The organism is Devosia sp. P2_G7 (assembly GCF_056403495.1).
In genome coordinates, this window is sequence record NZ_JBFUFI010000006.1 from 66,263 (window position 1) to 85,816 (window position 19,554).

The 19,554-nt window shown below is 66.5% G+C and carries 22 protein-coding genes; 15 read left to right on the forward strand and 7 right to left on the reverse strand.

Annotation, left to right across the window (positions count from 1 at the left end):
- Positions 1-26 precede the first annotated feature (26 nt).
- The 10 genes from mbhE to AC1DWU_RS11635 all read left to right on the forward strand — a co-directional run bounded on the left by mbhE (position 27) and on the right by AC1DWU_RS11635 (position 7,758).
- Complete coding sequence (mbhE, locus tag AC1DWU_RS11590) at positions 27-2,402, forward strand: hydrogen gas-evolving membrane-bound hydrogenase subunit E (RefSeq protein ID WP_477150134.1); 2,376 nt, start codon at positions 27-29, stop codon at positions 2,400-2,402.
- Positions 2,399-2,821 carry an MnhB domain-containing protein gene (locus AC1DWU_RS11595; RefSeq protein WP_477150135.1) on the forward strand — a complete coding sequence of 141 codons (423 nt, stop codon included), beginning with the start codon at positions 2,399-2,401 and terminating at the stop codon, positions 2,819-2,821. Before mbhE ends, AC1DWU_RS11595 begins: the two co-directional genes overlap by 4 nt.
- Positions 2,821-3,198: a Na+/H+ antiporter subunit C gene (locus AC1DWU_RS11600; protein ID WP_477150136.1), complete on the forward strand. Its 378-nt coding sequence runs from the start codon at positions 2,821-2,823 to the stop codon at positions 3,196-3,198. Before AC1DWU_RS11595 ends, AC1DWU_RS11600 begins: the two co-directional genes overlap by 1 nt.
- Positions 3,198-4,775: a proton-conducting transporter transmembrane domain-containing protein gene (locus AC1DWU_RS11605; RefSeq protein WP_477150137.1), complete on the forward strand. Its 1,578-nt coding sequence runs from the start codon at positions 3,198-3,200 to the stop codon at positions 4,773-4,775. The genes AC1DWU_RS11600 and AC1DWU_RS11605 overlap by 1 nt, the downstream gene beginning before the upstream one ends.
- On the forward strand, positions 4,772-5,251 hold the full coding sequence (locus AC1DWU_RS11610) for a Na+/H+ antiporter subunit E (RefSeq protein ID WP_477150138.1): 480 nt from the start codon (positions 4,772-4,774) through the stop codon (positions 5,249-5,251). Before AC1DWU_RS11605 ends, AC1DWU_RS11610 begins: the two co-directional genes overlap by 4 nt.
- Positions 5,248-5,553, forward strand: a complete 306-nt coding sequence (locus AC1DWU_RS11615) for an MrpF/PhaF family protein (protein ID WP_477150139.1) — start codon at positions 5,248-5,250, stop codon at positions 5,551-5,553. The genes AC1DWU_RS11610 and AC1DWU_RS11615 overlap by 4 nt, the downstream gene beginning before the upstream one ends.
- A complete protein-coding gene (mnhG, locus tag AC1DWU_RS11620; protein WP_477150140.1) occupies positions 5,550-5,876 on the forward strand; it encodes a monovalent cation/H(+) antiporter subunit G in 327 nt (108 codons plus the stop codon). The genes AC1DWU_RS11615 and mnhG overlap by 4 nt, the downstream gene beginning before the upstream one ends.
- A gap of 153 nt (positions 5,877-6,029) precedes the next feature.
- Positions 6,030-6,452: a Ros/MucR family transcriptional regulator gene (locus AC1DWU_RS11625; protein WP_477150141.1), complete on the forward strand. Its 423-nt coding sequence runs from the start codon at positions 6,030-6,032 to the stop codon at positions 6,450-6,452.
- Positions 6,453-6,596: 144 nt separating this feature from the next.
- Positions 6,597-7,010: a helix-turn-helix domain-containing protein gene (locus AC1DWU_RS11630; protein ID WP_477150142.1), complete on the forward strand. Its 414-nt coding sequence runs from the start codon at positions 6,597-6,599 to the stop codon at positions 7,008-7,010.
- A complete protein-coding gene (locus AC1DWU_RS11635) occupies positions 6,997-7,758 on the forward strand; it encodes a DUF6456 domain-containing protein (protein ID WP_477150143.1) in 762 nt (253 codons plus the stop codon). The genes AC1DWU_RS11630 and AC1DWU_RS11635 overlap by 14 nt, the downstream gene beginning before the upstream one ends.
- A 20-nt stretch (positions 7,759-7,778) precedes the next feature.
- Here AC1DWU_RS11635 and AC1DWU_RS11640 read toward each other — a convergent pair whose 3' ends face one another.
- From AC1DWU_RS11640 to AC1DWU_RS11650, 3 genes are all read right to left on the reverse strand, one after another.
- Positions 7,779-8,456 carry a class I SAM-dependent methyltransferase gene (locus tag AC1DWU_RS11640; RefSeq protein ID WP_477150144.1) on the reverse strand — a complete coding sequence of 226 codons (678 nt, stop codon included), beginning with the start codon at positions 8,454-8,456 and terminating at the stop codon, positions 7,779-7,781.
- Between the two features lie 21 nt (positions 8,457-8,477).
- Positions 8,478-8,897, reverse strand: coding sequence for a SufE family protein (locus tag AC1DWU_RS11645; protein WP_477150145.1), 420 nt, complete (start codon positions 8,895-8,897; stop codon positions 8,478-8,480).
- 272 nt (positions 8,898-9,169) lie between these two features.
- The gene (locus AC1DWU_RS11650; protein WP_477150146.1) at positions 9,170-9,427 is read right to left on the reverse strand and encodes a hypothetical protein; all 258 of its coding nucleotides are present in this window, start codon (positions 9,425-9,427) and stop codon (positions 9,170-9,172) included.
- A gap of 383 nt (positions 9,428-9,810) precedes the next feature.
- Here AC1DWU_RS11650 and AC1DWU_RS11655 point away from each other — a divergent pair, with 383 nt between their 5' ends.
- The 4 genes from AC1DWU_RS11655 to AC1DWU_RS11670 all read left to right on the forward strand — a co-directional run bounded on the left by AC1DWU_RS11655 (position 9,811) and on the right by AC1DWU_RS11670 (position 13,955).
- Entirely contained in the window at positions 9,811-11,625 is a 1,815-nt protein-coding gene (locus AC1DWU_RS11655) for a PAS domain-containing sensor histidine kinase (RefSeq protein WP_477150147.1), read from the forward strand.
- Positions 11,622-12,959: a peptidoglycan-binding domain-containing protein gene (locus AC1DWU_RS11660; protein WP_477150148.1), complete on the forward strand. Its 1,338-nt coding sequence runs from the start codon at positions 11,622-11,624 to the stop codon at positions 12,957-12,959. The genes AC1DWU_RS11655 and AC1DWU_RS11660 overlap by 4 nt, the downstream gene beginning before the upstream one ends.
- A gap of 97 nt (positions 12,960-13,056) precedes the next feature.
- Complete coding sequence (locus AC1DWU_RS11665) at positions 13,057-13,587, forward strand: shikimate kinase (RefSeq protein WP_477150149.1); 531 nt, start codon at positions 13,057-13,059, stop codon at positions 13,585-13,587.
- Positions 13,588-13,619: 32 nt separating this feature from the next.
- Positions 13,620-13,955, forward strand: coding sequence for a DUF1491 family protein (locus tag AC1DWU_RS11670; RefSeq protein ID WP_477150150.1), 336 nt, complete (start codon positions 13,620-13,622; stop codon positions 13,953-13,955).
- Here the strand turns inward: AC1DWU_RS11670 and AC1DWU_RS11675 are convergent.
- Complete coding sequence (locus AC1DWU_RS11675) at positions 13,952-15,094, reverse strand: DUF2336 domain-containing protein (protein ID WP_477150151.1); 1,143 nt, start codon at positions 15,092-15,094, stop codon at positions 13,952-13,954. The two genes, AC1DWU_RS11670 and AC1DWU_RS11675, sit on opposite strands and share 4 nt — an antisense overlap.
- Before the next feature lie 365 nt (positions 15,095-15,459).
- Between AC1DWU_RS11675 and AC1DWU_RS11680 the strand changes: the two genes are divergently transcribed.
- Positions 15,460-16,251, forward strand: a complete 792-nt coding sequence (locus tag AC1DWU_RS11680; RefSeq protein ID WP_477150152.1) for a hypothetical protein — start codon at positions 15,460-15,462, stop codon at positions 16,249-16,251.
- 1 nt (position 16,252) lies between these two features.
- On the opposite strand, the gene AC1DWU_RS11685 is transcribed toward AC1DWU_RS11680, so the two are convergent.
- Genes AC1DWU_RS11685 through AC1DWU_RS11695 form a run of 3 tightly spaced genes read right to left on the reverse strand, consistent with a single transcriptional unit; the run spans position 16,253 to position 19,545 of the window.
- Entirely contained in the window at positions 16,253-16,801 is a 549-nt protein-coding gene (locus AC1DWU_RS11685) for a DUF1254 domain-containing protein (RefSeq protein WP_477150153.1), read from the reverse strand.
- Complete coding sequence (locus AC1DWU_RS11690) at positions 16,798-17,376, reverse strand: DUF1214 domain-containing protein (protein ID WP_477150154.1); 579 nt, start codon at positions 17,374-17,376, stop codon at positions 16,798-16,800. Before AC1DWU_RS11690 ends, AC1DWU_RS11685 begins: the two co-directional genes overlap by 4 nt.
- Before the next feature lie 3 nt (positions 17,377-17,379).
- Positions 17,380-19,545, reverse strand: coding sequence for a transglycosylase domain-containing protein (locus AC1DWU_RS11695; protein ID WP_477150155.1), 2,166 nt, complete (start codon positions 19,543-19,545; stop codon positions 17,380-17,382).
- Positions 19,546-19,554 lie beyond the last annotated feature (9 nt).

Here is a 19,554-nt window from a genome sequence, read left to right on the forward strand (position 1 = left end):
GCGAATCCCACAGGGGGCGGACCCGGGTGGAGGCCACACCGGCAATAGCGATTGCACTCGTCGTGCTGCTGCCCTTCGTGGCGGCGGCTTTGGCGCCGCTTGTGCATCGGCTGGTCGGCGACTTCGCCGGCTGGGTGGTGGCGCTGGTGCCGGTGGCCGGATTCATCGCGCTGTGGGGGCTGCTTGGGCGGATCGCCGATGGTGAGGTGATCACTGTCGCCTGGCCGTGGGCGCCGTCCTGGGGGCTCGAGCTGAGCTTCCTTATCGATGGGCTGAGCCTGGTTTTCGCGCTGACCATTGCCGGGATCGGGGCGTTGATCCTGCTGTACTCGGGTGCCTACCTGAAGGGGCACAAGCAGGGGCGGTTCCTCGGGTTCTTGCTGGCCTTCATGGGGGCGATGCAGGGGTTGGTGCTGGCCGACAACCTCGTGGCGCTTTACCTGTTCTGGGAGCTGACTTCGGTCGCCTCATTCCTGCTGATCGGCTTCGACCACACCCGGCAGGCAGCGCGGCGGGCGGCGATCCAGGCGCTGGTGGTGACCGGGTTGGGCGGGTTGGCGCTGCTCGCGGCGGGGGTGGTGATCTACGGCATTTCGGGTGGCTGGGAGCTGAGTGCGGCAGGCGATCTCAAGGGCAACGTCGCCTATCCGCTGCTGGTCGGCCTGGTGTTGCTCGCTGCCTTCACCAAATCGGCGCAGCTGCCGTTCCATTTCTGGCTGCCCAACGCCATGGAGGCGCCGACGCCGGTTTCGGCATACCTGCATTCGGCGACCATGGTGCAGGGTGGCGTGTACCTGGTGGCGCGGATGACGCCGCACTTGGGCGGTGAGGCGATCTGGAACTTGACGCTCATGGCGTTCGGCGGCGCGACGCTGCTGTGGGGGGCGATTGCGGCGCTGCGGCAGACTGACTTGAAGCAGATGCTGGCGCAGACGACGCTGGCGTCGCTTGGGCTGCTGATGCTGCTGCTTGGGGCGGGGACAGAACTCGCGGTGACGGCGGCGGTGCTCTATTTCATCGCCCACGCGCTCTACAAGGCGGGGCTGTTCCTCGTCGCCGGGGCGATCGACCATGGCACCGGGACACGCGATATCACCATGCTTGGGGGCTTGCGCGATCCGATGACGGTAAGCTTCATCGGCACCATCATGGCGAGCGCGGCGATGTTCGGGCTGCCGCCGCTGATCGGGTTCTTCGCCAAGGAAGAGATGTACGCGGCGCTGGCGCTCGGGCAGTTCGAGTCGCTGGTGGCGTTGGCCGCGCTGGTCGCCGGCAACGCACTGCTCGGGGCGATCGGGCTGGCGCTGCTGATCAAGCCGTTCATGGGGCAGCTGCTGCCGACGCCAATCGAGGCGCACGAGGCGCCGGTGGCGATGCTGGCGGGGCCTATCGTGCTCGGGGTGCTCGGCATCTTTTTCGGCTTCGTGCCGGCGCTGGCGGGACAACTGGCGGTGGCTCCGGCGACATCGGCGATCCTCGGGGTCGAGGTGGTGACGCACCTGGCGTTCGGCCTGGACCTGCTCGGGCCGGCGTTCTGGCTGTCGGTGGCGACGTGGCTGCTGGCGATCGGGCTGTTCATGCGGCTCGACTTTGCCCGGACGCTGTTGCGGCGGGCGGCGACGGTGATCGGCTGGAGCTTCGATATCGGCTTCGACTGGGTGTATTTCGGCATCGTGCGGATTGCCGGCGGGGTGACGCGGCTGCTGCATCACGGGCGGCTGGAGCTGTATTTGTTCGTGGTGTTCGTGCTGCTGGCGGCAGCGGCGGTCGGGCCGCTCTGGCTGATGGACGGGCTGCCGCGGGGGCCGCGGGCGATCGACCTCACATTCTACGAGTGGGGGCTGGTCGGGCTGGCGGTGCTCGGCGTCGTGACGGTGGTCTATGCGCGGAGCCGCCTGTTCGCGATCCTGGCGCTCGGGGTGCAGGGGCTGGCGGTGGCGCTGCTCTATTTGCTGGTCGGCGCACCGGATTTGAGCTTCACCCAGTTCATGGTCGAGATCCTCAGTGTGGTGATCCTGGCGCTGGTGATGACCCGGCTCGATCTCGACACCGCCGACCCGCGCCCGCTCGAGGACTGGGCCCGCGACGGCGCCGTGGCGCTGCTCGGGGGCGTGGCGGTGACGATGCTGCTCTGGGCGGTGATCGAGGGGCCGTTCGATGCGCGGCTCTCGACGTTCTTCAACGCGCACAGCGTGCCGTTGGCGCATGGCCACAACGTCGTCAACGTCATTCTCGTCGACTTCCGCGGGCTGGATACTCTGGGCGAGATTTCGGTAGTGATGACGGCGGGCATCGCCATCCTGGCGCTGATCCGCGGGGCGAAGCGGCGGAAGCCGGTAGTGCCTGAGACGGAGCCGACGCCTGCGTCGAAGCCTCGGCGGACGCGAAAGGCGGCGGCATGAACTCGCTGATTTTCCGCACCATCGCGCCGCTGCTGGTCGCCGTGATGCTGGTGTTCTCGGTGTTCGTGCTGCTGCGCGGGCACAACGAGCCTGGCGGCGGGTTCATCGGCGGGCTGATCGCGGCGTCGGCGCTGGCGATCTACGGCATGGCGATGGGGCCCGATGCGGCGCGCGTGGCGCTGAAGGCGCATCCGCTAGCCTATGCCGGGTTCGGCGTGGCGCTGGCGGCGCTGGCCGGGGTGCTGTCGATCCTGTTCGACGTGCCGTTCCTTACCGGGCTCTGGACCATTTTCGAGTTCGACGAGGTGGAGGTCGCGGTGTCGACGCCGATGGTGTTCGACATCGGGGTCTATTTCGTCGTCTTCGGCACCATCTCGGCGGTAGCGCTGGGCCTCGAAGACGAGGGGGGCGAGGGCTGATGGATCACGTCATCGCCGCGCTCTCGGGCGTGTTCCTCACCGCCGCGATCTACCTGCTGCTCTCGCGCTCGCTGATCCGCATGCTGCTCGGGCTGGTGCTGCTGGGGAACGCGGTGAACCTGCTGATCCTCGTCGCCGGACGGCTGGGGCGGATCGTGCCACCGATTGCGCTGGGTGATGCGAAGGCGCCGCTGGAGGGCGCGGCCAACCCGCTGCCGCAGGCGCTGATCCTCACGGCCATCGTCATCGGCTTTGCGATGTTTTCGTTCCTGCTGGTGCTGGCCTATCGGGCCTACCAGTCGCTCGAGGCCGACGATACCGACCGGATGCGCGTCGCCGAGCCGCGCGGTGGCCCCAAACCGCCGATGAGCTACTGATGGCCGGCGCGTTCCAGGATTTCGCGACGCATCCAACCGACTGGCTGGTGATCCTGCCGGTGGTGCTGGCGCTGCTCGGCAGCGCCGTGCTGCTGATGCTGCGCGAGGCGAGGGAAGCGCAGTTCTGGCTGGCGCTGGCGGTGGTGGCGGTGATCTTCCTCTCCGACATCGCGCTGGCGCTGCGGGTGGACGAACTGGGGCCGGTGGCGATGACCATGGGGCGCTGGCTGCCGCCGTTCGGCATCAGCCTTGTCGCCGATATCACCAGTGCAGTGTTCGCGATGGTTGCCGCCGGGGTGACGCTGCTGCTGCTGGTTTACCTCCGGATGGACATGCCTGACCGGGCGCGGCGGGACGGGGTGTATCCGCTGATGCTGCTGCTGCTGGCCGGCGTCAGCGGCTCGTTCCTCACCGGCGACCTGTTCAACCTCTACGTCTGGTTCGAGGTGATGCTGATCGCCAGCTTCGGGCTGATGGTGCTGGGCGGGCGCAACATCCAGCTCGACGGCACGGTGAAGTACGGCTTCCTCAACTTCCTCGCGACTACCTTCTTCCTCGCTGCGCTCGGGCTGCTCTACGGCACGCTGGGGACGCTCAACATGGCCGACATCGTGGCGCGCGCCGGCATGGCGAACCCGGCGATCATGACCTCGATCGCGGCGCTGCTGCTGTTGGCCTTCGGCATGAAGGCGGCGGCGTTTCCGGTGAATTCGTGGCTGCCGGCGAGCTATCACGCTCCGCCTGCGGCGATCTCGGCGCTGCTAGCGGGGCTGCTGACCAAGGTCGGCGTCTATGCGCTGCTGAGGGCGCTGGTGATGCTGCTGCCGGCGAGCCGCGAGGTGCTGGAACCGGTGCTGGCGGTTGTGGCCGTGGCAACGCTGATCCTTGGGCCGCTCGGGGCGATCGCTGAGACCAACCTCAGGCGGGCGCTGGGCTTCCTGGTGATTGGCGGGATCGGGGCAACCATTGCGGGCGCGGCGCTGGGCAACGCGGCGGGGCTGGCGGGCTCGGCGACCTACGTGCTGCACGCCATGCTGAGCATTACCGGACTCTATCTCGTCGCCGGGTTGATCGAGGCGATGACCGGGGAGACCGATACGCGACGGATGGGCGGGCTCTATGCCGCCGCGTCCTGGCCGTCGTTGTTGTTCTTCGTCTTGATGCTGGCGGTGGCGGGGGTGCCGCCGTTCCTCGGTTTCTGGCCGAAGCTGTTGTTGGTGCAGGGCGGTATCGAGGGCTGGGGTCTCGGGCGCGATGGCTGGGGGCTGGCGGTGTGGGTCGCTGTGCTGGTGAACGCGCTGCTGACGCTGATCGCGGTGAGCCGGCTCTGGGCCCATATATTCTGGCGCGCCGGGCATGAGGGGGCCGCGTCCGAGGCGCCGAACCCGGACCTGAGGCCGCTGACGCGACCGGCAAGCTGGTTGGGGCTCGGCTCGGCCGGGGTGCTGGCGTTGGTGGTGCTGGCGCTCGGGCTGTGGCCGGAGCCGCTGCTCGGCTTCGGCAAACAGGCGGCTGCTGGGTTGCTGCGGCCGGTGGGGTACATTGCCGCCGTCGGGTTGGAGGGAGCCGTGCCATGAGCCTTGTCCTCCTCACTGTTGTCCTCGCGTTGGGCTGGGCGGCGGCGACCGGCAGTTTCACGCTACCCAACCTGCTGCTGGGCGCTCTGGTCGGCGGTGCCGGACTGTTCGTGGTGCGCCGGTATGTGTCGCGCCCGCAACTGCTGCCGCGCGCCTGGCGAATCGTCTCGCTGGCGCTGCTGTTCATCGGCGAGCTGGTGATCAGCGCGCTGCGCGTGGCGCGGCTGGTGATCCGGCCTGATCTCAACGCGCATATCCGGCCGGCGATCATCGCGTTTCCGCTCAGCGTGACGAGCGACGCCGAAATCACGCTGCTGGCCAACCTGATCACCCTGACGCCAGGGACGTTGAGCGTCGATGTTTCCGAAGATCGGCGGTTTCTCTACATCCACGTCATCCACGTCACCGACCGTGCGGCGTTCATCAAGGATATCGCCGACGGCTTCGAGGCGAAGGTGATGGGAGCGTTCCGATGAGCGGCGCGCTGGCACTGCAGTGGGCGAGCCAGGCGGCGCTGGGGCTGCTGCTGGTCGGGATGCTGCTGGCGGTGATTCGGCTGATCCGTGGGCCGAATCTGGGCGACCGCATCCTGGCGCTCGACCTGATTACCGTGCTCGCCACCGGCTTCATCGTCGGGGTGGCGGTGCTTACCGGTTTCTCGCTCTATGTCGATATCGCCATCGCCTTGGCGCTGGTCGGATTTCTCTCCACCGTGGCGCTGGCGCGCTACCTGATGAGCCGTGCCGCGCGGCGTGAAAACCGGGGAACCGAGCAATGATCGTCGAGCTTGCTCAATATCTTGCGGCGTTGCTGATCATCGCCGGAGCGTTGTTCGGCCTGATCGCGGCGATCGGGGTTTTGCGACTGCCGGACCTCTATACTCGGCTCCACGCAGCATCGAAGGCGGGGGCTATAGGTGCCGGGCTGATATTTCTCGCCCTGGCGGTGACCTCGTTCGACGGCGCGGTGGTCCTTCGCGCGATCCTGGGCATTGTGTTCTTGCTGCTGTCGACGCCGGTGTCAGCACACTTGCTGGCCCGTGCGGCATATCGCAGCGGTGAGGCCCCGACGCCTACGACGACTGTCGACGATTTCAGTTGATGTGCTGATGCAACTGCACATTATTGCCGCAAATCAAAGGTTATACACATCGACGACAGTTGCTATTGCATTTGCAGTGCAGCGGTTCTAATGAACAGTCCAGGGCAAGGCTGCCACCCCTTCGCCCTGACATACCGCAGAAAAGGACCCGAAATGACCGACATCATCAGCGGCAATGCCGCGGCTGACAACGATCTCATCGATCTGAGCGCCGACATCGTCTCCGCTTATGTTAGCCACAATGCACTCAGCGTTACCGACCTGCCCAAGCTGATTGCAGACGTACACTCCGCCCTGCGTAACCTGCAGTCCCCCGTTGCCGCCGAACCGGCCGAGGAACTGAAGCCCGCCGTCCCGGTTCGTAAGTCCGTTGCTCCGGACTTCATCATCTGCCTCGAGGACGGCAAGAAGTTCAAGTCACTGAAGCGGCACCTCCGCACGCACTACAATCTCTCGCCCGAAGAATATCGCGAGAAGTGGGGCCTGCCGGCTGATTACCCGATGGTCGCGCCGAACTACTCGGCGACCCGCTCGCGTCTTGCCAAGGACAATGGTCTCGGCCGCAAGGCTGCCTGATCTCGTCCAGTTGATAGCCGATTTCGTCCGTGGCCGCTCCGAAAGGGGCGGCCACGCTGCATTTCCGGACTATCTCGACCGACTTATCCCCGCTCCAGCCATTGCCCGGTATAGGAATATCGTCCTATATCGTCGGAGGTGGCAATGCGGAGCGAATTGGCACAGGCGGGCGAGGCCCTCGCATCGAGACTGCGAACCCGGGGGCGGTTGCTGCGGCTCGACCCGCGCCGCGCCGACCCGCGTGGCTGGCGGCTGGCTGAACTGGTGGCGGCCGAGCGCGGCGTACGCCTCAAGGCGCTGTTCCAGCCAGACCGCGGACAGGCCGATATCGCGCTGGCGCGGCAGCTGGCGATGTACCTGATGCATGTCGAATTTGGCCGGCTGTATGCCGATGTCGGTCGCTTCTTCCATCGCGACCGCACGACGGTGTCGCACGCCTGTGCGCTGATCGAAGACCTGCGCGACGATTGCGAGTTCGACGCGATGCTGGAGCGGCTGCGGCTGGCGCTCCTCGACGAGGCAAAGCGCGAGCGGGAGGCTGCTGATGCAGCGGCCTAGCAAAGCGGCATTGCGGTTCGTGCGCGCGCTGTTGCCGGATGGGGTGGCACGAGTTGGGGATGAGGTGTTCGCCGTTGAACATGACGGGCGTCAGGTGTCGCTGGCCGCCGGGGAGGTGCAGCGTTTGGCGTCGCTCGGTGTGCTCGACGCCGATGCCGGGACCTGTCGGGCCAACCGGAGCACGGCGCAGTGGCTGAAGCGGCAGATGCTCGAGGAAGACGCGTTTGCGGCGCAGCACCGCGTCGAGGCACGCGGTGAGGGCGGCACCGTGCTCAACCTCGCGGAGAGCCCGCTGGCACGGCTGGCAGTGGCGACGGGTGAGGGCGAAGCCTTTCTTGCGCCGCATCAGGTAGAGGCGGGCGAACGGCTGCGCCGGCTGGTCGAGCGGGCGCAACTGCAGCCGCGGCTGACGATGAGCTATTCGGCAGCGCACACCGCCGGCAAGGGAGCCGGGCATGCCGGCGAAATCGGCTACATGGCGGCCGATGCGCGCAAGGCCCTGGCCGATCTGCACCGGCAACTTCCGCATGACTGCGCCGAGGTGGTGCTCGACGTCTGCGGCTTCGGCAAGGGCCTGCAGCAGATCGAGACCGAGCGCGGCTGGCCCCGCCGCAGCGCCAAGCTGGTGCTGCGGATCGGGCTCGACCGGCTGGCGGAGATCTGGGGGATCGGTGCTATGGCGATCGGGGTTGAGACGAGGCGGCGGCGGGCCTGGATGGATGGAGTGCGGGTCGCGATGTTTAGGTGAGGGGCTCTGCGGAGTGGCCGCTAGCCAGCGTAACCGACCCAGCCCCTGAAGCTCAGGCCGGCGTAGAACAGGCTGACCTCAGTAAAGCCGGCTTCGCGGAGCATGGCTTCGTCTTCCTCGGGCGGCAGGATCGTCAGCCTCGTGGCGATGGCTTCGCGGGCGCTGGCCATCTTGCTGGGGTCGCTGCCCTCCGGGGCGCCGTAGGCGACGTGGCGGGCGACCCATTGCGAACGCTCGGGCTCGGTCTGGGGGAAACTGATATGCGCCAGGGCGAAGGGGGCACCCGGCTTCAGGCGGGTGCGAACCTGCCGGAGTGTTTCGAGACGCTGGTCGCGCGGGATGAAGTGGAAGGTGAGGAGGCTGACGGCCGCGTCGAACGGGCCCGAAGGAGCGCCGTCGATGTAGCCTTCGTGCAGCTGCATCCGCGGCAGGTGCTCACCCACCGTGTGTTCAGCCAGCCGGAGCATGTCGGCGGACGGATCGACGCCGACGAAGGACCAGCCGGGATGCGCGTCGGCAAGCGCCTTGAGCTCGAGCCCGCCGCCGGCGCCCAGCACCAGTACGCTGGCCTCTGGCGGCGTGCGTTCAGCCAGCAGCAGCGAGACCATGCGATGGAGGCTCGCAAACCCCGGCACCTGCCGCGGCGGGCCTTCGGCATAGGTATGGGCGGCGCTGGCGCTGAAGGGAGTTTGGGTCATCGGAGGTTTCGGTACGACCGGCTAAGCCGCCGCCAGCGCCTTTGCCTCACCGCGCATGCGGTTGACCATCGCGACGAGCCCGTTCGAGCGCTGCGTCGTGAGGTGTTCGCGCAGGCCCAGTTCGTCGAAGATGGCGATGGCGTCGGTCTCGGCGATTTCGCGAGCCGGGCGGCCGGAATAGAGGGCGATCAGCACGGCAACGAGGCCGCGGACAATCATGGCGTCGGATTCGCCGCGATAGGTGAGACTCGCGCCGTTGTGGTTGGAGACCAGCCAGACCTGCGAGGTGCAGCCGTGCACCTTGTTCTCGGCGTTCTTTTCGCTCTCGGCCAGCGGCGGCAGGGCCTGGCCGAGTTCGATGATGTAGCGGTAGCGGTCCTCCCAATCGTCAAGGAAGGACAGGTTCTCGGCGATCTCGGCGAAGGCTGGCGGATGAGTCATAGGGGATAGATAGGCGATCAAGGGCGGCGATTGAAGCGCTTCCCGACTAATCGCGCGCAAAGAACGTGGCGAGGTCGGCGGCGGTCTCGGCCGGATGCTCCTCGGGAAAGAAGTGCCCGCCCGTTATCGCGTGGCCATGCTCCCTGAACTCGCCGGGCACGTGCAGGGTTCGTCGCCGCAGAAGAAAGAGAGCCGCAGTGCGGGGCAGCGCACTGCGGCTCGGCCAGGGATCGCTGTTGGAGTAGCGTCGGGGAAGCGACGCAACCCCTGGCTTAACCCATCCGATCCGGTCGCGGTCGGGGGAGCGGGACCGGGTTCGACGTCATTTGCATGGGCATGTCGACGGACGGGAACTTGCTGCCGGCGAGCACCGTGAGCGCGGCTTTGCCGCCGGCGCACTCGAGGGTGCTGCATTCGCTGGCGAGAACCTGAGAGACGATGGCTAGCTGGCCGGCCTTGAGGGCCTGCTCGGATGCCTCGCCGGCGGTCTTGCCCAGATCGAAGTCCTTCGGCGCGATGATGAGAAACATCACCGTCAGCCAGAATGCAGACCTCAACAAGAACATCGTCGCCTCTTCCCGTACCGGCAGACCTGCTGCCTTTGTTGGGGGGACATTGGGCGCGGCGGCTTAAGTCGGGTTTCGCCTATTCGATAAAATTAGACACAAATGCGTCGCGTCGAGTCGGATCGCGACTATTGCGAGTGTGGCGGGAGTTGGGTCGACGGGCCGCCGCCTCGGAACCACGCGTCGCTGCAAGGAACTGTTTACGCTAACCCCAGAAAGCCCCCGCGTAACCCCGTGGAACGGGTGCGGAACCCGCTCGGGACGGCTTCCCCTTAAACCCGCATTAGGCGTTCGGGTGGAAGCTCCGGGCAACAAGAAAAAGGGTGGCGGGGCGTTTGGTTCGAGTTATGCGTAGCCTCTGGTCATGGTTGAGCGATGTGTGGCGCACCGAGCCGGTGCGAGGCGCCGGCGGCCGTCCCGAGGCCCTGCGGCGGCAGGCCATTGCAACCAACGCCCGGCTGATCCTGATCCTCAGTCTCATCGGCATGCCGGCGGCGCTCTATGCGCTGACCCAGTCCATTCTGCTGCCCTTCGTCCTCGCCACCACAGGCATCGCCGCGGGCGTGCTGACCATGGCCTGGTGCCAGCGTGGCCAGTATGAGCGCGCGGCGGCCGGGCAGGTCTATGCCACGCTGCTCTGCGGGGCGCTTCTGACCGTCGCCGACCCGTCGATCGCCGATTTCGGCCTCGCCGTGGCGGTGCTCGGGCCGGTGCACGCGTCGCTCCTGACCCGCACCCCGGTGAAGAAGCGCGCGTGGGCGATGCTCGTCGTCGTGGTGGCGCTCGGGGTGTTGGCGAGCCTGGGCATTCTCGCCTGGCCGCAGCCGTTCCACTTCGGCAATACGCTGCTCGGCGGCTTCGTGTTCCTCGCCTCGGCGGCGATCGTTGCGCACTCGGCCAACCGGCTGAACTCGGTATTCGAGGTGTACGAGAAGGCGCAGATCAACGCCTATCGGCACCTGATCGAGCATGTGCAGGACGCGGTGATGCGCTTTGCCAGCGACGGCACGGTGCTGTTCACCTCGCGCTCGGCTGAAAAGCTGTTCGGCTGCCGGCGGTTCGAACTGAGCGGCAACGGCCTCGTCGAGCGCATCCACGTGATGGATCGCCCGACCTATCTCACCGCCTTCGCCGAAGCCAACCAGGACGGCCAGACCCGCCGCGTCGAGATCCGCATGCGCCGCGACGAGCCCGGCCCTTCCGCCGCCGCGCCGCGCTACGTGTGGGTGGAAGCCTCGCTTTCGCCGGTTATCGACGCCGATGCGCCCGGAGCGCGCAACGAGGTCGTGGTGCTCTTGCGCGACGTGACTGAGCGGCACGACTACATGAACGAGCTGCAGCGGGCCCGGAAGATCGCCGAAGAGGCGTCGAACGCCAAGTCGCGCTTCCTCGCCACCATCGGGCACGAGCTGCGCACACCGCTGAACGCCATTGTCGGCTTCTCCGAGATGATGACCTCGGGCGTCGTCGGCGAGCTTTCGCCGCAGCACAAGGAATACGCCACGCTGATCCAGCAGAGCGGCCATCACCTGATCGAGGTGGTGAAGATGCTGCTCGACATGAGCCGGCTGGAAGCGGGCAAGTTCGAACTGACCACCGAGCCGATCGCGCCCGAATCGCTGGTCGAGCCGTGCCTGAAGATGGTCGACGCCATGGCGCGGGCCAAATCGGTGCGGCTGATGACCGATATTCCGCGCAGCCTGCCGATGCTGGTGGCCGACGAGCGCGCCTGCCGGCAGATCCTGATCAACCTGCTGTCGAATGCCGTGAAGTTCTCCAACGAGCACTCGGTGGTGACCCTCGCGATGAAGCGGCAGGGCCGGCATCTTGCCATTTCGGTGGCCGACCACGGCATCGGCATGGGCGAGGAATCGGTGCGCCGAATCGGCGAGCCGTTCTTCCAGGCCCAGGACGGCCTGGCGCGCCGCTACGAAGGCACCGGACTGGGGCTTTCGATCGTCAAGGGACTGGTCGAATTGCATGATGGTGTGCTGCACACCAGCTCGTCGCCGGGCGAGGGCACCGTGATGACGGTTTTGCTGCCGATAAACGGTCCGGAAACCAAGGTGGAGGAAACTGCTGCCGTTACGCCCCTTCATCGGGACCCGGTTCAGCAGCAAATGCCCACCACATGGCACGACGAAAGAAAAAGAGCCCTATGACGGCAGCAACTCTTGCGCACCTGCCCTTGCAGGTCGGCGGCGTCGCATTGGCCCAGGCGGGCCGTGCGGCGCTCTGGGTCATTGCGCGCTACATGCGCTCGCCCCTCACCAATTCCGCGATCGCCGCGCTGGTGGTAACCACCGCCATGGCCGGCTCGAACGCACTTTACGGCCAGCGCCACCAGCATCCTGCGCCGCTGTTCTCGGCCGGGATCGATTCGCAGATCACCGCCGATATCGAGCCGGTGATTCCGAAGACGCGGCCGAAGAGCTTCGTCGTGGCGACGCCGGCCAAGGTGCAGCGCCAGCTCGCAGTGGCGACGCCGGTCGACACCCAGGGCGGGCCGATCGGCAACAAGGACGTGTTCGAGGTGCAGCGCAAGCTCGAGCGGCTGCAGCTGTTTACCGGCACCGTCGATGGCTATTACGGCCCGCAGACGGCGCGGGCGCTGAAGAAGTTCGAAGAGTTGCGCGGGCTGAAGCCGACCGGTGAGCTGACGCGCGATATTATCGAGATGGTGCTGGCAGCGCCGCTGTCGACGCCCGAGGCGAAGCCTGCGGCACCGGTTGCCGCGCCTGCCGCGGCGGTGGAACAGCCGGCCGCGGTGACGCTGCCCAAGCTGCAGGCGCCGCCTGTCGAGGCGGACCTGCCGGCGGCCACGAAGGTGAAGCCGCAGTCGCTGGCGGCGCTGGAAAAGCCGAAGCCGCTGACCGCGGACGTGGAGACGACCGGCTCGATCGAACCGGTGAAGCGCGCCAAATCCAACACCGTACTCGGCCGCGCCGTACCCGAGACGCCGGAAGCGGCGCTGGAGATGGCGGCGGATACCGCCGGCGACGCCATCAACACCATCATCGATGGCGTGCAGTCGATGGCGATGACGACGGCGCCCGAGAAGAAGCCGGTGAAGCAGCAGTTCGCCGCGGAGACGAACGCGCTGACGACGGCGGAAGCCGTCGCGCCGATCCCGCTGGTGCCGAAGTCGCAGCAGCGAACCGAGGTCGCGGCTCTACCCGACAACCCGCAGGTCGGCGTGCCCCTGCAGATCGAGGAAGCGCCGCCCAAGCCGGGCGAGGATATTGCCGTGCTCGACACCGAAGCGACCCCCGACCAGATCATGGCGCCGTTCTCGGTGACCGATCCGGTGATCGTTGCCAAGGTGCAGCGCGGACTGGGGAGCCTCGGCTTCCTACATGGCCCGGCCGATGGCGTGGCCGGCGAAGCGACCGCCAAGGCGATCCGCAACTTCGAGGTCTACTTCAACTACAAGGTGACCGGCCGGATCTCGCCCGAGCTGCTTGACCTCCTGGTTGACAACGGCGCTTCGATCTAGCGCCGTTTGAGGTTGCACCCATCGTCCGGTCGCGGTCCGATGGGGCATGGATTCGGCGGTTCATATTGAGAGTCGGCGACCCTGGCGGCAGGGTGAGATGCTCGTCCTGCTGGGGCCGGGAGGCGTCGGCAAGTCGACGCTTGGTCGATCGCTGGCCAGAACGCTCGGTTGGTCGCTGATCGATCTCGATCTCGAGTTCTGCGAGCGGATCGAGGTGATCGGCAGCTTCATCGGCACGCATGGCTACGAGCTGTATCGGGCCGAGAATCTTGCCTTGGCCGAGCGGCTGGTTGGCGAGGCGGCTCCGTCGAGCATCTTCGTTACGTCCTCCGGTTTCCTTGCGGCAACGCCGACCACCGACGATCGCCGCCGTGCAGACCGGTTGGTTGCCTCCGGCTATGGCGTGACCCTGCTGCCTTCGCTCGACATCGACATTGCTACCTCCATCGTGGTGGAGCGGCAGCTGACGCGTGGTTTTGGGTCTCAGCGCGAGTCGGAGGATCAGAAGTTTCGCGTGCGGTACGAGATCTACCGGGAGACGGGGGATATGCTTGTCTGCTCGGTGGCTGCGCCTGACCAGATCGCGGTAGCCGTGCTCGCCAGCCTTGGCCTGACGGCGCCAGCCTAGCCAGGCGCCGGGTTTTCCGGCACACGTGAACGATGTTTCGCACAGACCTCTGGGTTTCGGCGTTCGTTCGCCGGCATAACGATATCGGCCACATGTGCGTGGTGTCCCGCCGCGGCGATCCGATCGCCGGGCAGATCTTCGTCGAGGTGGATCACCTCAACGGCGAAGTTTCGCTCTACACACCGGCGCCGGCGACGAGCCTCGGCGACAATTCCGAGGCCCGGGTGTTCCAGCTACGCTTCGACCATGTGGAGCCCGAGAAGGTGCGCGAGCGGATTGCGCGCGAGCACGATTTCGACCCGGATTTGTGGGTGGTGTCGCTGGAGATGCGGAGCGGGGATTTAGGGCTGGAGTTGGCGAAGGGCTAGCTCGCCCTGGCCCCGATCCGCGCCAGTGCCTCGATCGCCTGATCCACCACCGGGTTGCGCTCGCGGGTTTGCGGGGGCGGGATGCGGCGGCGTTCGATTTCGAACGGCCGGTATTCCGGTTTGGTCATGTCGAGGAGGTTCACCTCGCCGCGCCAGGCGCTCATCAGGAAGGCCGTGGCGTCGACGCTTACGCTGTCGAACAGCTTGGAGAACTCGGCGAGCGCCTTGGAGCGATCCTCGTCGTGCGACGTGGCGTGGATCAGCACCTTGAGGCCGTCCTGGGCGTTGCAGCCAAAGGCCCGCAGCACCACGAACAGGGCGGCGCCGGAGGTATCGTGGGCGATCTGGCCGCAGCGGACTTCGTCGAGCCCCGTGATCTGATGCAGCAGCTTGGTGACTTCCGGGCGGCGGTTCTCGGAGAACAGCTTCATCAGCGCGCGGGTGAGCTCGCCGGTGGCGACCGATAGCTGTTCGAGCGTGCGCTTGATCGGGGCGTCCGGTGTCTCGCGCCTGGCGAAGGCGTTGATCACCTTGACCCGGTCGTTCTCGCCCAGATCGAAGAAGGCGGGGGCGAGGAGGGCGGCATCGAAATCCTCGCGGGCGGCGAGCGACCAGGCGACCTGGTGATCCATCTGCGCCGAGCGGGCGAGGGCGCTGAGATAGGGGCCACGCGGCGAGATCGCCGTGTTGGTGGCGAGCGCGCGATAGACCTTGCGGCTGTTCATCTGAAACAGGCGGCCGAGCACGTTGTTGGAGAGATCGGCCCGGCGAGCGAGGGCGGCACCAAGCGTCACGTCGTTCGACGAGATCACCTTCAGCATGGTGCCTTCGGAGAGCTTTGGCGCCGAAACGAGGAAATCCGGCAGGTCGTCGCCGAGGTGGCGCACGACGAGTTGCTCGAGCTCGGGGGACAGGTCCTCGGACCGGCCGAGCGTTGCCGCAGCCTTGGCGCGGGCAGCGGGCGCCGCAGCCGGGAACAGGCGCTGGGCGAGCGCCGCAAACTGTTCCATTTCGGCACTGGTCGGCCGTCCGCGACGCGCAAACGCATCGCATGCTGCGCAGAGCAGCGTGTTCGTTCGATCGACGCCGCCCGTCTCGATGAGGAGCTGAAACGTCTCGTAAGGCTGGAAACCGATCATATTTTGCCCTGAAAGGCCCCAGGATTCGGGCCTCAACCACAAGGCTGACTATTTCAGGGAAATCGTTAGCGAACTGTTAACCTTGACGAACTCTTAATGGCTTTCATCGGGTCCCTGCGTCGCTCCCGATCTGCCGATGGAAATGGGTCCCCGGCAGATATCGCCCGCCCGCCCGGAGGCAAGGTTGGGAAAGCTGGTTCAACTACCAAAGCGTGGACGCACGAAAACGCGCTCCCAATCGGCGGGCACGGGCGAGGTCCTGTTGTTCACCGGGATACGCTACGAGCGGGGAGGCAACTCGCCGCTGCCGGACAAGCCGGTCGGAACGGCATCGGGCGGCAAGCGCCGCCGTGGCTGACCGGACGATGCTTCGCGCGCTGGGGCTGGCGCTGCTGCTTTGTGCTGCGCCGGTGGCCGGGCACGAGCTTGGCGACTTCGGTCGGGTGAAGCCGGGCGTACTCAATGACGAGATCATTCCCGAGACCGACCGGCTGATGCGGCGGCTGGGCAACCAGCCTGTCTCGAACTTCAATATCACCGATCAGGAACGCGAGATGCACGGCCGGGTGTACCGGTTCCTCATCGCGCGCCACGCCAGGGACTGGGCCTTCGACTACGAGCAGATCGTTTTCGTGGCCGGCGTGTTCAGCTCTCGCCCGGACAGGGTTGATCTTTATTACCACTGGCTGACCAACGAGCGCTACGCCTCGTCGCGGGTGCGCTACAACACCATCGCCGATGACATCGGGGCGGACCTGCTGACTTTGCCGACCACTTTCGCGGCGATCTGCGCGGTGATCGAGATCGACCGGCAGCGCGCAGTGGCCGCCGCCGAGATCGGCGATATCGAGGCGGGCATGATCGAGCAGATGCACCTGCGCAAGGCCGAGAACGACCTCTATGTCGGTCGCTTCATCGCCGCGCTCGGCTACCGCTATGGCTCCTACAGCTACGCACTGGACCATTTCCTGGTGGAGACGCCACACGGCGAGGCCATCGAGGTGGATGAACGGCTGAGCCGCATGGCCCCGTGGGTCGATCGGGCCGAAGCCTGGGACTTCTGCGGCGGTGGTCCGAACGGCTGGGATGACGACGAAGCGGCCATCCCCGGCCGCGTGCTGCTCGATGCGCCCAGCGAGGGCGAGTTCCGGAAGTAGCTCAGGTAGCGATGGTGCCACATTTGAGGCCGGTCAGCGCCTTCTCGTAGCGGGCGCGCATTTCCGGATGGGACGGGGCCAGGCGGACGACGACGAACAGGTCGTCTTCCTTGGCTTCGACGATCAGCAGGCCTTCGGCGACATCCAGCTTCTGCTCGGCGAGGAGGCGCGTCTGGCCCGGGTTGAAGATCCCCAGGTCGAGCGCCGTGCCGATACCGTCGCGGTTGGTGGTGGAATAGACCACCGTGCCGGCGCGGCTGTAGACCGCGACCGACCAATAGGCCTGGGGCAGGGTGCCGCTGACCGAAGCGGGCCCGTTCCTGAGGTCGATCTTGCAGACGGCGTAGGCGAGTTCGGGGTCGAGCCGCAGCGGGTTGGCCTCGCCGGCCTTGGCCGCAGGCAGCACGGTGGGGCCGGGGCCGGCGCCGACTGCGGCGACACGATCCCAGGCGGCGGTGGCCGACAGCGACGGCAGGCTGAGGATCACCGCGATGTGGATGATGCCGCCGAGCACGACGCCGCCGAACAGCCAGAGCAGGGTGCGGATCATGCGCAGGCCTCGCGGATGATCGAGGGCAGGGCCGCGACATCAGCGCCGACGCCGGAGAGGCTGGATGTGTCGTAGAGCGTCAAGATCAGGTCGAAGGCGCCATTGCCGGTGATTTCCAGCCAGTTCTGCGGGGCAAGGGTCTTGGAGACATAGAGCTCGACCGAGCCGTCACCGGCCCGGCTGAGCCTGGCGCTGTGGAAGTCCATGGGGCCATCTTCGCGGCTGATCGGCGCGCCATTGTCGGGCGCCACGGGGACCAGGGTCCAGAAGCGCGCGGCTGGCGTCGTGCCATCGATGCGGTAGCGGCAGGCTCGATCGAGCCGGCGGTTGTCGCTGTCGGTGGTGGCGACGAACTGGATGCCCTCGCTGGCGCCGAGCTCGAGTGCGCCGGAGCGGGCGATGAAGGCGCGGGTGTAGGGATCGGGCGTGGGGATGCCGACATCGCGCCAGGCGGACCAAGGGCCGATCTCGATGGCGCCGAACAGCCGGCCGTCGCTGAGCGCGTACCAGCTGAGCCCGAAGCCCACGACCAGTGCGACCATCAGCATGGCCCCGAGATGAACGAGAAAGCGCAAGGGTTACAGCGCCTTGGCTGGAGTAGGGGGAGCAGCGACGGTGAGTGCGGCCTGGTTGCCGGCGCCGCCCAAGGCACTGCGCAACCGATCGGCAACCTCCAGTAGCTTGTCGGCGGCGCGGGGCTTCAGCCCCGGCGGGCGCTCGGCGACCGGGGCCAGCGGCTGGCCTTCCTCGGCGTTGGCGATGACGAACGGAGCGGGCTGGAAGTCGACGCCTTCGACCGGTTTGATCTCGATATTGGTATGGGCGTAGGCCATGAACTTCTGCCACGCGATGGTCGGCAGGATACCGCCGGTCAGCTTCTTGGTTGGCCGGTAGTCGTCATTGCCGAACCAGACGGCCGCCACGTAGTTGCCGGTGAAGCCGCAGAACCACGCATCGCGATAGGAAGAGGTGGTGCCGGTCTTGCCGACGGAGGGCACGCCCTCGATCTGCGCACGCCGGCCGGTGCCGCTTTCGACCACGGCGCGCATCATGCGGTTCATGTACTGCACGGTCTGCTCGCTGACCACGCGCACCTGCGGCGGGTTGGCTTCGGCGTCGAAGATCGGATCGCCGGCCAGCGTGGTGATGCGCGTGATGCCGTAGGCCGGCGTCTTGTAGCCGTGGTTCGCAAACACGGCGTAGGACGACGCCATGTCGATGACGCTGACTGAGGCGGCGCCGAGCGCCAGCGAGCGGGTGACCGGGAAATCGTTGGTGAGGCCGATCTTGTGCGCGAAATCGGCGATCGGCTGCCGGCCCATCTTGATCGAGAGGTTGACCGGCACGGTGTTGATCGACTGCTGGAAGGCCGAGATCAGGCTGATGCGGCCGACGGCGTTGCCCGAATAGTTGCGCGGGCACCAATTGCCGATGCATTGCGTCGCGCCGCTGACGACGGTGTCGGGGTCGTACTCGGGGATGTTCTCGAACGCCGCGCCATAGTCGAACAGCTTGAAGGCCGAGCCCGGCTGGCGGTTGGGGACGATCGAGCGGTTGAACTGGCTCTTGCCGTAGTCCATCCCGCCGACCATGGCGCGGATCTGCCCGTTGGGCTCGAGCACGACCATCGCCGCCTGGCTGACATTGTAGGCCTCGCCCTGCTCGCGGACGACGGAGGTGACGGCGTCCTCGGCATAGGACTGCAGCACCGGATCGATGGTGGTGCGCACGACGAAGGTGTTGGAGTTGCTGCTTGAGGTCTCGATGACCTTCTTGGCCTCCTCGAAGGCATAGTCGAGGAAGTAGTTCGGCGAGTTGGCCTCGGCCGAGCGATCGATCGGCACGGCAGGGTTGCGCCGCGCCGCCGTGACCTGCCCCTCGGTGAGAAAGCCCGCGTCGACGAGGTTCGAGAGCACCAGGTTGGCGCGACCGCGGGCTGCGGCGAGGTCGACATGCGGGGCGTACTTGGTCGGCGCCTTGAACAGGCCGGCCAGCATGGCCGCTTCGGCGAGGTTCACCTCGGTGATCTTCTTGCCGAAATAGAACTCCGCTGCGGCAGCAGCGCCGAAATTGCCGCCGCCCATATAGGCGCGATCGAAATAGAGCTTGAGGATCTCGTCCTTGGTGTAGTGCCACTCGAGCCAGACCGACAGGAACGCTTCCTTGATCTTACGCTCGAGCGTGCGCTCGGAGCTGAGGAACAGGTTCTTCGCCAACTGCTGGGTAATCGAGGAGCCGCCCTGGGTGGAGTTCTCGCCCTGGGCGTTCGAGACCAGCGCCCGCATGGTGCCGACGACGTCGATGCCCCAGTGGTCGTAGAAGCGCCGATCTTCAGTGGCGAGGGCCGCCTTGACGAAATAGTCCGGCAGCTTGTCGAGCGGGTAGGAATCGTCCGACCGGATGCCGCGCCGGCCGATCTCGTTGCCGTAGCGATCGAGGAAGGTGACCGCGAAATCCTCGGCCTTGTTGAAGCGGCCGCTGACCGTGGCATCAAATGCCGGCAGCGCCAGCGCGGTGACCAGCACCATGCCGATGGCGAGGAAGCTGAAACCGTCCGACAGAATCTCGACGAAGAAGCGCTTGATGCCCGAAACGCGGAAGCGCGAGAAGAAGTCTTCGACCTGCGTGAAGCCGCGGCCAAGCGACTGGCCGAACTCGTAAAGCGCCGAGTCGAGCCAGGCATCGGCTGCCAGCATGCGGGTTTTCTTGCGCCGCTTCTCTTTGTGGTAGAACGGGTCCTGCAACCGAAAACT